This window comes from Limnohabitans sp. 63ED37-2, from assembly GCF_001412535.1.
Classification (GTDB): Bacteria; Pseudomonadota; Gammaproteobacteria; order Burkholderiales; family Burkholderiaceae_C; genus Limnohabitans_A.
This window is the reverse complement of the sequence record NZ_CP011774.1, coordinates 1,432,909-1,445,528: the sequence shown is the minus strand read 5'-3', so window position 1 is coordinate 1,445,528 and position 12,620 is coordinate 1,432,909. Positions and strand designations below refer to the sequence as shown.

The window sequence follows — 12,620 nt, the reverse complement described above, 5'->3', positions numbered from 1 at the left end:
GACATGGCTGCTGTATACAAATTTAAACCTTACAACGTGGGCCGCTGGGTCATCTGGAGCCTGTTCGCTCTGGTCCTGTTGGCTTCGCCGCTGGTTTTTACCAGCAACCTGTCCGTGACCATGTTGGCGCAAATGGGCATCGCCATCATCGCCTGTCTGTCCTACAACATCTTGTTGGGGCAGGGCGGCATGTTGAGCTTTGGCCATGCGGTCTACACCGGCCTGGGCTCCTACATGGCGATTCACGCGCTCAATGCCGTCAGTGGTGGCAAGCTCAACATCCCAGTCAGTCTGCTGCCCATCGTGGGCGGTGTGGCGGGCATGGGCTTTGCGATATTGCTGGGCTGGGTTACCACCCGCAAATCGGGTACCCCCTTTGCCATGATCACGCTGGGCGTAGCCGAGTTGGTGTTCGCCATGTCGCTCATGTTCTCGGAGTTCTTCGGGGGTGAGGCGGGTGTGTCGGGCAACCGGGTGGCCGGTCAGCCTTTCTTTGGCATCACTTACGGCCCCCAAATCCAGGTTTACTACCTGATTGCGGTCTACACCTTTGTGTGTGTGGCGCTGATGTACGCCTTCACGCAAACGCCGCTGGGCCGGATTTTGAACGCTGTGCGCGACAACCCCGAGCGTGTGGAGTTCATTGGCTACAACACACAACGTGTGCGCTATTCGGCGTTCATCATCTCGGGCTTTTTTGCAGGCATTGCAGGGGGCTTGGGCGCACTCAACTTCGAAATCGTGACCGCAGAGGTGGTCGGGGCAGGGCGCTCGGGCGCCTATTTGCTCTTCACCTTCTTGGGAGGGGCTACCTTCTTCTTTGGTCCCATCATCGGCGCGGTGCTGATGATCATTGCCTTTGTGTTGCTGTCCGAGCTGACCAAGGCATGGCTGCTGTATCTGGGTCTCGTGTTCCTGTTCATGGTCATGTATGCCCCAGGCGGCATTGCCAGCCTGATCATGATGAACCTGCGGGTGGCCAAGTTTGGCAAGTTGCGCCAGATCTGGACCAGCTACCTGGGTCTGGGGGTGACGGCCATCGTCATGCTGGCCGGGGCTGGGGCCATGATCGAGATGGTCTACCACCTGCAGCTCAATTCGGCTTTGGGTGACACGGTGAAATTCATGGGTGCCACGCTCAACGCCAAGAGCCTGGACAGCTGGTTCGGCTCGGCCTTTGTGATGCTCACGGGCTTGGGCTTGTTCGAGCTGGCCCGCAGGCAGTTTGCACGTGACTGGGGCGAAATCCAAACCGACATCGAAAAAGAAATCAAGAGAAGGGAAACGGCTTTATGAGTTACGCCCTCGAACTCCAAGACGTACGCAAGAACTTCGGCAAGACCGAAATCATCCGAGGCGTCAACCTGGCGGTCAATGCGGGTGAGCGTGTGGCCGTCATCGGCCCCAACGGGGCTGGCAAGTCCACGCTCTTTAACCTGATCAGCGGCCGCTTTGGCCCGACCAGCGGTGAGATATTGCTGAACGGCCAAGCCATTCAGAACAAAACGCCTTATGAGATCAACCGCATGGGGCTGTCGCGCAGCTTCCAGATCACCAACATCTTTCCCAAGTTGAGCGTGTTTGAGAACCTGCGCTGCGCGGTGCTCTGGAGCCTGGGTTACAAGTACAGTTTTTGGAAGTTTTTGTCGGGCCTGAAAGACGCCAACGAGCGCACCGACGAGTTGCTGGACATGATCCATCTGGACAAAAAACGCGACGTGCTGGCGGTCAACCTGACCTACGCCGAGCAGCGGGCGCTGGAAATTGGCGTCACCATCGCGGGCGGCTCGGATGTGATTTTGCTGGACGAGCCAACAGCTGGCATGAGCAAGAGTGAGACTTCGCGTTTCATTCAGCTCATCAAAGAAGTCACCGTGGGCAAAACCCTGCTGACGGTGGAACACGACATGGGCGTGGTGTTTGGCCTGGCCGACAAAATCGCGGTGGTGGTGTATGGCGAAGTCATTGCCTTTGATACCCCCGAAGCCGTGCGGGCCAACGCCAAGGTGCAAGAGGCTTATCTGGGCTCTCCGGTCGCAGACAGCCAAGCGGGAGGCCATTGATGCTGAATATCGACAACCTTCATGCCTATTACGGCAAAAGCCATGTGCTGCATGGCGTCAATTTTGCAGTCGGGGAGGGCGAGATCGTGGCCTTGCTCGGGCGCAACGGTTCCGGCCGCTCCACCACCGCCAAAGCCATCATGGGTTTGGTGGAATGCGAGGGCCGCATTGACTGGAAAGGCCAGCCCATCCAGGGTAAAAAGGCCTATGAAATCGCCCACTTGGGCGTGGGCTATGTGCCAGAAAACCGTGAGATTTTCCCCAAGCTCACGGTGAGCCAAAACTTGCAGCTGGGCCAAAAACGCAGTGGACAAAACGGCCGCTGGTCTTTTGAGGACATGTTTGCCATGTTCCCCCGCCTCAAAGAGCGTGAACACACCGAAGCGGGCGTGCTCTCGGGCGGTGAGCAGCAAATGCTCACGCTGTGCCGCACCCTCATGGGCGACCCCGATCTCATCATCATCGACGAGCCCACCGAGGGCCTGGCCCCCAAAATTGTGGAGTTGGTGGGTCAGTACCTGCAAAGCCTCAAGGCGCGGGGAGTTTCGGTCTTGTTGATCGAACAAAAACTCACCATCGCCATGAGCATTTCCGACCGGGCCTTGGTCATGGGCCATGGCTCCATCGTGTTCGAGGGCACGCCCGACGAGCTGCGGGCCAACACCTACATCCGCAAGGAATGGCTGGAAGTCTGAACCCCGCTTTTGGCCCGTCTCTGGTGCGACAAAATTTTGCCGATTCGCTTTTTTTGTGTCTACAATGCAAAAAACGAACGGTCGTTCTTTTTTAACTTTTCACGCAAAGGAAGTCCAGCATGACAGCTGAATACAAAGTCCACGGTGATGTCGCGGTCATCACGATGATGAACCCGCCCGTCAACGGTTTGGGCCTGTCCACCCGCATCGGCATCACCGATGGCCTGGAAAAGGCCAACAACGACGCATCGGTCAAAGCCATCGTTATTACGGGCGCTGGCAAAGCATTTTCCGGCGGCGCTGACATCCGTGAATTCGGCTCACCCAAGGCGATCCAAGAGCCCAACTTGCTCAGCGTCATCCGCTCGTGCGAAAACTCGGCCAAGCCCGTTGTGGCGGCCATTCACTCGGTGGCCATGGGCGGCGGTCTGGAGTTGGCACTGGGCTGCCATTACCGCATTGCATCCCCAGGCACCAGCGTGGCGCTGCCCGAAGTCAAGCTGGGCTTGATTCCCGGCGCAGGTGGCACTCAGCGCCTGCCCCGCGTGATCGGTGTGGAGCCCGCGCTCAACATGATCGTCAGCGGTGAAGCCATCAAGAGCGACATGCTGGCCATGTTGCCCGGCCAAAAGCTCTTTGACGCGATGGCCAAATCGCCTGAGAGCCTGCCCGAAGAAGCGCTGGCCCTGGCCCGCAAAGTGGCCGCAGCCCACGCCGATGGCAGTCCACTGCCCCTGGTGCGCAATCTGCCTTGTAAGCACCCTCAGGGCGATGCGTACTTCCAGTTTGCCCGCAACATGGCCAAAGGCATGGCTAAAAACCTGCCCGCGCCCGTCAAGTGTGTGGACGCGGTCGAAGCCGCCACCAAGAAGAAGTTTGAAGACGGCATGGTGTTCGAGCGTGAAATTTTCATGAACCTGATGCTCACGCCCGAGAGTCGAGCACTGCGCCACATCTTTATGGCCGACCGTGCGGCCTCCAAAATTGCCGACGTGCCCGAAGACACCCCCAAGCGCGAGATCAAATCCGTGGCCGTCATTGGCGCGGGCACCATGGGCGGCGGCATCTCCATGAACTTCTTGAACGCGGGCATCCCGGTCAAGATGCTGGAGATGAAGCAAGACGCGCTGGACCGCGGTGTGGCCACCATCCGAAAGAACTACGAAGCGCAGGTCAAAAAAGGCAAGCTCAAACAAGAAAAATACGACGAGCGCATGGCGTTGCTGAGTACCACGCTGAGCTACGACGAGATCGGCCAGGCCGACTTGGTGATCGAAGCGGTGTTCGAAGAAATGGGCGTCAAAGAAGCCGTCTTCAAGAAGCTCGACGAAGTGATGAAGCCAGGCGCGATTTTGGCCTCAAACACCTCCACCTTGGATGTGAACAAAATCGCCAGCTTCACCAAGCGGCCTCAAGACGTGGTGGGCATGCATTTCTTCAGCCCGGCTAACGTGATGAAGCTGCTGGAAGTCGTGCGTGGTGCCCAAACCGGCAAAGACGTCATGGCCACCGTGATGGCCATCGGCAAGAAGATCAAAAAGACCTCGGTGGTCTCGGGCGTGTGTGATGGCTTCATCGGCAACCGCATGATCGAGCAGTACAGCCGCCAAGCTGGCTTTTTGATCGAAGAAGGCTGCACCCCCGCACAGGTAGACAAAGCCGTTGAGAAATTTGGCTTCGCCATGGGCCCCTTCCGCATGGGCGACTTGGCGGGCAATGACATTGGTTGGGCGATCCGCAAGCGCCGCTACCAAGAAAAGCCGGGCATGATGTACAGCAAAACCGCTGACTTGCTCTGCGAAATGGGCCGTTATGGTCAAAAGACCGGCGCAGGCTGGTACGACTACCAAGCCGGCAAACGCGACGCCATTCCCAGCCCTGTGGTGGTCGAAATGATCGAAAAGCACCGCGCTGCACAAGGCATCACGGCCCGCAAGATTTCCGACGAAGAAATCGTGCAACGCCTGGTGTTCTCTTTGGTCAACGAGGCTTGCCACATTCTGGAAGAGGGCATTGCCAGCAAAGCCAGCGACATCGACATGGTCTACATCACCGGATACGGCTTCCCGTTCTGGCGCGGTGGCCCCATGAACTACGCCGACACGATTGGCCTGTTCAACGTGGCCGAAGCCATGAAGCGTTTCGCTAAGAACCCGCTCGACGACGCCCAATTCTGGCAACCCGCGCCTTTGCTGGCTCGCTTGGTGGCCGAAGGCAAGACATTCAACTGATTTTTTAAATTTTTGGCGGGACAGATCTTCAGCTCTGTCCCCCACTTGAAAGGACCATCATGACGAATGCTGTCATCGTATCTACCGCACGCACCCCGCTGGCCAAGGGCTGGAAGGGCGCTTTCAACATGACCCACGGTGCCACTTTGGGCGGCCACGCGGTGCAACACGCTGTGGCCCGCGCAGGCATTGACGCGGCCGAAGTCGAAGATGTGATCATGGGCTGCGCCAGCCCCGAGGGCGCCACCGGCGCCAACATCGCCCGCCAGATCGCGCTCAAGGCTGGTTTGCCCATCTCGGTGTCGGGCATGACCGTCAACCGTTTTTGCTCTTCTGGCTTGCAAACCATCGCTTTGGCCGCTCAACGCATCATCGCGGGCGAAGGCCAGGTTTATGTGGCCGGTGGTGTGGAAAGCATCTCTTGTGTGCAGCAAGAAATGAACACTCACATGATGCAAGACTTGGCTTTGGCCAAGATGAAACCAGAGATCTACTGGAACATGCTGCAAACGGCTGAACAAGTGGCCAAGCGCTACAAAATCGGCCGTGATGTGATGGACGCCTACGGTGCGGCCAGCCAGCAAAAAGCGTGCGCCGCGCAAGCCGCCGGGTTGTTCAGCGACGAAATCGCCCCCATCACCGTCACTCAAGGTGTGATCGACAAGATCATGGGCATGACCACCAAACAAGTGACCGTGAGTGTGGACGAAGGTTTGCGCGAAGGCACCACCGTGGAAGGCATCAGTGGCCTGCGCTCGGCGCTGCCCGGTGGTTTGGTCACCGCCGGTAATGCCAGCCAGTTCTCGGACGGTGCAGGCGCTTGTGTGCTGATGGACGAAAAACTGGCCGAGCAGCGCGGCTTGAAGCCCATGGGCCGATTCCTCGGTTTTGCCGTGGCCGGTTGCGAGCCCGATGAAATGGGCATTGGCCCCGTGTACGCCGTGCCCAAAGCTTTGGCGCGTTTGGGCCTCACGGTCAACGACATTGACTTGTGGGAACTGAACGAAGCCTTTGCCGTGCAGGTGCTGTATTGCCGTGACAAACTGGGCATTCCGGCCGATCGCCTGAACGTCAACGGCGGCGCAATCGCTGTGGGTCACCCCTACGGTGTGTCGGGCCAGCGCCTGACAGGTCACGCCCTGATCGAAGGCAAGCGCCGTGGTGCCAAGCGCGTGGCGGTGACCATGTGCATTGGCGGCGGCATGGGTGCTTGCGGCATTTTTGAAGTGCTGTGATGCGCAAGCGCGTTGACGTCTGATCAACGCGAAGGGCGGCTGGCTTGTGCCTGCCGCCTTTTTTTATGTTTTGAATCTGGATGAGTGTCATGAGCCTGCGTCCCACCGTTGATTTTTTGCTGCACGACTGGCTGAAGGTGGAAAGCCTGCAGTCGCGCGAGCGCTTTGCCGACCACTCGCGTGAAACCTTTGACGCGGTGCTCGACACGTGCGAGCGAATCGCCCGCGAAAAATACGCCCCCTTCAACCGCCTGGTGGACACACAAGAACCCCACTTTGACGGCGAAAAAGTCATCCTGCCCCAGGCCACACACGACGCGTACAAGGCCTATGCCGAGTCAGGGATGCTGAGCGCCGCACAAGACTACGAGATCGGCGGCATGCAGCTGCCCTACACGGTCGAAGCCGCCGCCAACGCGTTTTTTGCCATGGCTTCGGTCAGCATCGGCTCGGGCATGCTCACCAGCGGCAACGCCAATTTGCTCATGGTGCACGGCACCGATTTGCAAAAGCAGGTGTTTGCCGCCAACGAATTCTCTGGGCGTTTCTCTGGCACCATGTGCCTGTCTGAGCCGCAAGCGGGCTCGTCGCTCAGCGACGTGACGACCCGCGCCACACCCGATGGCGAGGGCTTTGAGGCAGACGCTTTGGGAGCACGTTACCGCCTCAAGGGCAACAAGATGTGGATTTCTTCGGGTGAGCATGAACTCTCCGAGAACATCATTCATTTGGTGCTGGCCAAGATCCCGGACGCGAACGGCCAGTTGGTGCCCGGTGTGAAAGGCATTTCGCTCTTCATCGTGCCCAAAAAGATGGTGGACACGCATGGTCAATTGACGGGCGAGCGCAACGATGTGGCGCTGGCGGGCCTGAACCACAAATGCGGCTGGCGCGGCACCACCAACACCCTGTTGAACTTTGGCGAGGGCAAATACCCGGTGCGCGGCGATTCTGGAGCCGTGGGGTATCTGGTCGGCAAACCCGGCGAAGGCCTGCGCTGCATGTTCCACATGATGAACGAAGCCCGCATCGGTGTGGGCATGGCCGCCACCATGCTGGGCATGGCCGGTTATTACGCCAGCCTCGACTACGCCAAGAACCGCCCACAAGGTCGACCCAGCGGGGCAGGGGGCAAAGACGCCAGCCGTCCGCAGGTGCGCATCATCGAGCACGCCGATATCAAGCGCATGCTCTTGGCCCAAAAAGCCTACAGCGAGGGCGCTTTGGCACTGGCCTTGTACTGTGCCCGTTTGGTGGACGAGCAGCACACCGGCACCGCAGAAGACGCCGATGTCGCACGCCTCTTGCTGGAAGTGCTCACGCCCATCGTCAAAAGCTTCCCTAGCGAGTGGTGCTTGGAAGCCAACAGCCTGGCCATTCAAATCCACGGCGGCTATGGCTACACCCGCGACTTCCCGGTGGAGCAGTACTGGCGCGACAACCGGCTGAACATGATCCACGAGGGCACCCACGGCATCCAGGCCATGGACCTGCTGGGCCGCAAGGTGCTGATGGAAAACGGCCGCGGCCTGCAACTCTTGGCCGAGCGCATGCTGGCTACGGCCGCCAAAGCCGAGACCCATTGGGCCCCAGAAGCGGCCGCCTTGCGTGATGCCTTGAAACAAGTGGGCCAAGCCACCCAACAAGCTTGGGCTGGCGCCCAGCCTGCCGAGGCTCTGGCCAACGCCGTGCCCTATTTGCAGGCCTTTGGCCACACCGTGATCGCCTGGATCTGGCTGGACGTGGCCAACAGCCTGGGTGAAGACAACAGCCCCGCAGCCCAGGGCCGCCGCGCTGCTTGTCGCTATTTCTTCCGCTACGAATTGCCCAAAATAGGTGCGTGGCTGAATGTGGTTTGCAGCCGCGACCCTACTTGTGCCGACTTGCCCGAAGAGGCCTTCTGATGATCCGCCACATCGTCATGTGGAATTTGAAGGGCCACGCCGAAGGTGCCGACAAATCGATCAACCTCGAAAAGGCGAAAAAGCTGTTGCTGTCGTGCGCTCAAGTCGTGCCCGGTATTCGCGCTTTCGAGGTCGCCACTGCAACGCCTGGCATGGACTGCACGAATGATTTGGTGCTCCACATGCTGCTCGATGACGCGCAGGTGCTAGCCGCCTACCAGAATCACCCGGATCATCTGGCCATCAAACCTTTCATGAAGGCGGTTGTTCAAGAGCGCCACTGCATGGATTTCATCGTCGAATAACAGGAGTACAAGATGGCACGCACCGTTCAACAACTTTTTGACCTCACAGGTCAGGTCGCACTCGTCACAGGCGGCTCACGCGGTCTGGGTCTGCAAATGGCCCATGCCTTGGGTGAGGCTGGCGCCAAGATCATGCTCAGCTCCCGCAAAGCGGCCGACCTGGAAGAAGCCGCCGCCGAGTTGCAAGCCGCGGGCATCGATGCCCGCTGGATCGCTGCCGACTGCGGCAAGGAAGAAGACATCCGCCGCCTGGCTGCTGAAACCATGGAGCGCATGGGACCCATCGACATCTTGGTCAACAACGCGGGGGCCACTTGGGGCGCTCCTGCCGAAGACCATCCTGTTGAGGCCTGGGACAAGGTGATGAACCTCAACGTGCGTGGCTATTTCATCTTGTCGCAAGAAGTCGCCAAGCACAGCTTCATTCCGCGCGGCAAGGGCCGCATCCTGAACGTCGCCTCCATCGCAGGCTTGGCGGGCAACCCGTCTGAGATGAAGACCATCGCCTACAACACCTCCAAAGGTGCAGTGATCAACTTCACACGCGCTCTGGCGGGCGAGTGGGGCGAGCATGGCATCACCGTGAACGCGATTTGCCCAGGTTTTTTCCCCAGCAAAATGACCTATGGCCTGCTGGAAAAGCTGGGGGCAGACAAGATGGCCGCGGGCGCTCCGCTGCGCCGCTTGGGCGACGACGAGGACTTGAAGGGTCTGGCCGTGCTGTTCGCCTCGGATGCGGGCAAACACATCACGGGCCAATGGCTGGCCGTGGACGGTGGCGTAAGCGCCATCATCGGTGGCTGAGCCCCATTTTGAGTCTGGACATGAGCATTCCTTTTGGCGCCCACATTCCTTTTGTTGAGCACTTGGGCTTTTCGCTCGAGACATTCGAGGGCGGTGAGTCCGAGCTGCATTTCGCGCCACGGCCCGAACACCTGAACTCCTTCGACGTCACCCACGGCGGCGCGGTCATGACTTTTCTCGATGTCATCATGGCCACCGCTGCACGCAGTGTTGACCCGGTCATGGGGGTGGTCACCATCGAGATGAAAACCACCTTCATGCGCCCGGCCCAAGTGCCTGCCGGACAGCATCTGGTCGGCAAAGGCCATTTGAAACACCGCACACGCAGCATGGCCTTCACCGAGGGCAGCGTGTTCGATGCCCAAGGCCAGCTGTGTGCACACGCCACCGGCACGTTCAAGTACGTGAGCCGCCGCGAAAAACCATCCATTTCAACCGACTAACCCCTACATACCGTCTGGAGACCTTCATGCCCATCAACCACCGCATCGTTTTAGACAACCGCCCTCAAGGCGAAGCCACTGTCAATAACTTCAAAATGGTCGAGGTGTCTTTGCCTGAGCTGCAAGACGGTCAGGTGCTGGTTTGCCACCACTACATGAGCCTGGACCCCTACATGCGCGGCCGCATGAACGAGAGCAAGAGCTACGCCGTGCCCCAGCCTTTGGGTGAAGTCATGATTGGCGGCACCGTGGGCGAGGTGGTGGACAGCCGCCACCCCAAATCCAAGTCCGGTGACAAAGTCGTGGGCATGGGCGGCTGGCAAGAGTACAGCGTGGTGGATGCCAATGTGATCGGTGCATTGCGCAAAGTGGACACCACCCATGTGCCGCTGTCGCACTATTTGGGCGCTGTGGGCATGCCCGGCGTGACAGCTTGGTATGGCCTGGTCAAAATCATCAACCCCAAGGCGGGCGAGACGGTGACCGTGAGCGCGGCCAGCGGCGCGGTGGGCAGTGCTTACGGCGCATTGGCCAAGGCCCGTGGTTGCCGCGTGGTGGGCATTGCCGGTGGCAAAGACAAATGCGACTACGTGGTGAATGAACTGGGCTTTGACGCCTGCATCGACTACAAAGAGCACAAGGACTACCTGAGCCTGTCCAAAGCCCTGCGCGAAGCTTGCCCCAACGGCATCGACGGCCACTTTGAAAACGTGGGCGGCATGGTGCTGGACGCGGTGATGCTGCGCACCAACGCCTTCGCACGCATTGCCGTGTGCGGCATGATCGCGGGCTACGACGGTGCACCGCTGCCCATGGCCAGCCCGGCCCTGATTTTGGTCAACCGCATGAAGATCGAAGGCTTCATCGTCAGCGAGCACATGGAAGTCTGGCCCGAAGCTCTGGAAGAGCTCGGCACCCTGGTGGGCACCGGCAAACTGCGTCCCCGCGAATCCGTAGCCCAAGGCCTGGCCGCTGCACCTGAGGCTTTCTTGGGTCTGCTCAAAGGCAAGAACTTTGGCAAGCAGCTGGTCAAACTGATCTGAGGCACCGCGCATGTCCGATCTGATCCTGCACCACTACCCGAACTCGCCGTTCGCCGAAAAGATTCGTCTGATCCTGGGCTACAAACAGTTGCCGTGGAAGAGCGTGTTCATTCCGATGATCATGCCCAAGCCTGACCTGACGGCACTCACGGGTGGTTACCGCAAAACGCCGGTGCTGCAGATCGGTGCGGACATTTATTGCGACACCGCCTTGATTTGTGATGTACTGGAGCAGTTGGCCCCAATGCCAACGCTCTACCCGGGTGCCACCACAGGTGCCGCCCAAATCGTGGCGCAATGGGCCGACAGCGCTTTGTTTCCGGTGGCCATGGCCTACAACTTCCAGCCTGCAGGTGTGGCACAAGTCTTTGCAAGTACGCCCGCCGAAGGGGTGCAGGCCTTTGTAGCCGACCGCGCCGCCATGCGCGGTGGTGCGCCTCGGATGTCGTCCACCGACGCAGCCGCCACCTACAAAAGTTATTTGCGCCGCTTGGCCAACATGCTGGAGGGGCAAAACTTTTTGTTCGGTGCCCAGCCCTGTGTGGCCGACTTTGCGGCTTACCACCCGCTGTGGTTCACCCAAGAGCGCACGCCTGCGCTGGCAACCATTTTTGATGACACCCCTGAAATCAATGCCTGGATGGCCCGCATGCACGCCATCGGCCACGGCAGCCACAGCCCCATGCGCGGCGAAGACGCCGTGCAAGTGGCCCACACCGACACACCCGCTGCGCTGCAGGGCGAGGTCTTCCAAGACGAGCACGGCATCGCGCTGGGCAGCCCGGTGGTGATCGCCGCCGATAACTTTGGGCTGGAGCCCACCGAGGGCGAGCTGGTGGCGGCCACCCACAGCCGCTACACCTTGCGCCGAACAGGTGATCGTTCGGGCACTGTTCATGTCCATTTCCCGCGTGTCGGGTTCACACTCAAAAAGGTTTCCCCATGATCGACAACTTCAAAGGCAAAACCGCTGTCTTGACGGGCGCAGGCTCTGGCTTCGGCCTCGAATGTGCCCGCATTGGCGCCAAACTGGGCATGAACCTGGTGCTGGTCGATGTGCAGCAAGATGCGCTGGACAAAGCGGCGGCCGAGATGAGTGTGCAGGGTGCACAGGTGCTGGCCCGCAAAGTGGACGTGTCCAACGCCCAGGCCATGGAACAGTTAGCGGCCGACGTGAAAGCCCGTTTTGGCGCGCCGCACTTCGTGTTCAACAACGCGGGTGTAGGGGCAGGGGGCCTGGTTTGGGAAAACTCGGTCGCCGACTGGGAATGGGTCTTGGGCGTGAACCTCTGGGGCGTGGTGCACGGTGTGCGCCTGTTTACCCCCATGATGCTCGAAGCCGCCAAGGCCGACCCGGCCTACCAAGGCCACATCGTCAACACCGCCAGCATGGCCGGTTTGCTCACCCCCCCCAACATGGGCATTTACAACGTGAGCAAACACGCGGTCGTGTCACTGACCGAAACGCTCTACCAAGACCTTCAGCTGGTGAGCGATCAAGTCAGTGCCAGTGTCTTGTGTCCTTACTTTGTGCCCACCGGCATCAGCCAGAGCCACCGCAACCGCCCATCCGAGTTGGCTGCAGACAAACCCACCGCCAGCCAGTTGATTGGGCAAGCCCAAAGCGACAAAGCAGTGGGCAGCGGCAAGGTCTCGGCCGCCGATGTGGCGCAAAAAGTGTTTGATGCTGTGGCGCAAGGCCAGTTTTACATCTACAGCCACCCGCAAGCGCTGGGCAATGTGCAAAGCCGCATGGAGGCGATTGTGCAAGGCATCAACCCGCCAGACCCCTTTGCGGCACGCCCCGAAGTGGGTGAAGGACTGCGCCGGGCGCTGAGAACAAGCTGAGAGAAATCGGATGAAGAACCTGCAGCCCTTGTTTTCTCAGCGGCTGCTC

Annotated in this window: 12 protein-coding genes; all 12 read left to right on the top strand. The window is 59.7% G+C overall.

Translation table 11 applies throughout. From position 1 onward, the window contains the following. The first annotated feature begins 3 nt into the window (after nucleotides 1-3). The 12 genes from L63ED372_RS06930 to L63ED372_RS06875 all read left to right on the top strand — a co-directional run bounded on the left by L63ED372_RS06930 (nucleotide 4) and on the right by L63ED372_RS06875 (nucleotide 12,571). The gene (locus L63ED372_RS06930) at nucleotides 4-1,296 is read left to right on the top strand and encodes a branched-chain amino acid ABC transporter permease (protein ID WP_062404738.1); all 1,293 of its coding nucleotides are present in this window, start codon (nucleotides 4-6) and stop codon (nucleotides 1,294-1,296) included. Next, nucleotides 1,293-2,063 (top strand): ABC transporter ATP-binding protein, encoded by a 771-nt coding sequence (locus L63ED372_RS06925; RefSeq protein WP_062404736.1) that lies wholly within the window; start codon nucleotides 1,293-1,295, stop codon nucleotides 2,061-2,063. The genes L63ED372_RS06930 and L63ED372_RS06925 overlap by 4 nt, the downstream gene beginning before the upstream one ends. Then, complete coding sequence (locus tag L63ED372_RS06920; protein ID WP_062404734.1) at nucleotides 2,063-2,758, top strand: ABC transporter ATP-binding protein; 696 nt, start codon at nucleotides 2,063-2,065, stop codon at nucleotides 2,756-2,758. The genes L63ED372_RS06925 and L63ED372_RS06920 overlap by 1 nt, the downstream gene beginning before the upstream one ends. Nucleotides 2,759-2,877: 119 nt before the next feature. Further along, complete coding sequence (locus L63ED372_RS06915) at nucleotides 2,878-4,989, top strand: 3-hydroxyacyl-CoA dehydrogenase NAD-binding domain-containing protein (RefSeq protein WP_062404732.1); 2,112 nt, start codon at nucleotides 2,878-2,880, stop codon at nucleotides 4,987-4,989. 59 nt (nucleotides 4,990-5,048) lie between these two features. Beyond that, nucleotides 5,049-6,224 carry an acetyl-CoA C-acyltransferase gene (locus L63ED372_RS06910; RefSeq protein WP_062404730.1) on the top strand — a complete coding sequence of 392 codons (1,176 nt, stop codon included), beginning with the start codon at nucleotides 5,049-5,051 and terminating at the stop codon, nucleotides 6,222-6,224. A gap of 89 nt (nucleotides 6,225-6,313) precedes the next feature. Continuing rightward, nucleotides 6,314-8,128 (top strand): acyl-CoA dehydrogenase, encoded by a 1,815-nt coding sequence (locus tag L63ED372_RS06905; RefSeq protein ID WP_062407770.1) that lies wholly within the window; start codon nucleotides 6,314-6,316, stop codon nucleotides 8,126-8,128. Further along, nucleotides 8,128-8,433: a Dabb family protein gene (locus tag L63ED372_RS06900; protein ID WP_062404727.1), complete on the top strand. Its 306-nt coding sequence runs from the start codon at nucleotides 8,128-8,130 to the stop codon at nucleotides 8,431-8,433. The genes L63ED372_RS06905 and L63ED372_RS06900 overlap by 1 nt, the downstream gene beginning before the upstream one ends. Nucleotides 8,434-8,445: 12 nt before the next feature. Next, nucleotides 8,446-9,237 (top strand): SDR family oxidoreductase, encoded by a 792-nt coding sequence (locus tag L63ED372_RS06895; RefSeq protein WP_062404724.1) that lies wholly within the window; start codon nucleotides 8,446-8,448, stop codon nucleotides 9,235-9,237. Nucleotides 9,238-9,257: 20 nt separating this feature from the next. Continuing rightward, nucleotides 9,258-9,680: a PaaI family thioesterase gene (locus L63ED372_RS06890; protein ID WP_062404721.1), complete on the top strand. Its 423-nt coding sequence runs from the start codon at nucleotides 9,258-9,260 to the stop codon at nucleotides 9,678-9,680. A 26-nt stretch (nucleotides 9,681-9,706) separates the two neighbouring features. Further along, on the top strand, nucleotides 9,707-10,723 hold the full coding sequence (locus L63ED372_RS06885) for an NADP-dependent oxidoreductase (RefSeq protein ID WP_062404718.1): 1,017 nt from the start codon (nucleotides 9,707-9,709) through the stop codon (nucleotides 10,721-10,723). 10 nt (nucleotides 10,724-10,733) lie between these two features. Continuing rightward, entirely contained in the window at nucleotides 10,734-11,669 is a 936-nt protein-coding gene (locus L63ED372_RS06880; RefSeq protein WP_062404715.1) for a glutathione S-transferase family protein, read from the top strand. After that, nucleotides 11,666-12,571 (top strand): SDR family oxidoreductase, encoded by a 906-nt coding sequence (locus L63ED372_RS06875; protein ID WP_062404712.1) that lies wholly within the window; start codon nucleotides 11,666-11,668, stop codon nucleotides 12,569-12,571. Before L63ED372_RS06880 ends, L63ED372_RS06875 begins: the two co-directional genes overlap by 4 nt. Nucleotides 12,572-12,620: the final 49 nt, after the last annotated feature.

Bases quoted from the DNA above. Each gene is read 5' to 3' on its own strand.
- L63ED372_RS06900 (WP_062404727.1), top strand. From the start codon at position 8,128: ATGATCCGCCACATCGTCATGTGGAATTTGAAGGGCCACGCCGAAGGT.
- L63ED372_RS06915 (WP_062404732.1), top strand. From the start codon at position 2,878: ATGACAGCTGAATACAAAGTCCACGGTGATGTCGCGGTCATCACGATG.
- L63ED372_RS06930 (WP_062404738.1), top strand. From the start codon at position 4: ATGGCTGCTGTATACAAATTTAAACCTTACAACGTGGGCCGCTGGGTC.
- L63ED372_RS06890 (WP_062404721.1), top strand. From the start codon at position 9,258: ATGAGCATTCCTTTTGGCGCCCACATTCCTTTTGTTGAGCACTTGGGC.
- L63ED372_RS06905 (WP_062407770.1), top strand. From the start codon at position 6,314: ATGAGCCTGCGTCCCACCGTTGATTTTTTGCTGCACGACTGGCTGAAG.
- L63ED372_RS06910 (WP_062404730.1), top strand. From the start codon at position 5,049: ATGACGAATGCTGTCATCGTATCTACCGCACGCACCCCGCTGGCCAAG.
- L63ED372_RS06925 (WP_062404736.1), top strand. From the start codon at position 1,293: ATGAGTTACGCCCTCGAACTCCAAGACGTACGCAAGAACTTCGGCAAG.
- L63ED372_RS06895 (WP_062404724.1), top strand. From the start codon at position 8,446: ATGGCACGCACCGTTCAACAACTTTTTGACCTCACAGGTCAGGTCGCA.
- L63ED372_RS06875 (WP_062404712.1), top strand. From the start codon at position 11,666: ATGATCGACAACTTCAAAGGCAAAACCGCTGTCTTGACGGGCGCAGGC.
- L63ED372_RS06880 (WP_062404715.1), top strand. From the start codon at position 10,734: ATGTCCGATCTGATCCTGCACCACTACCCGAACTCGCCGTTCGCCGAA.
- L63ED372_RS06885 (WP_062404718.1), top strand. From the start codon at position 9,707: ATGCCCATCAACCACCGCATCGTTTTAGACAACCGCCCTCAAGGCGAA.
- L63ED372_RS06920 (WP_062404734.1), top strand. From the start codon at position 2,063: ATGCTGAATATCGACAACCTTCATGCCTATTACGGCAAAAGCCATGTG.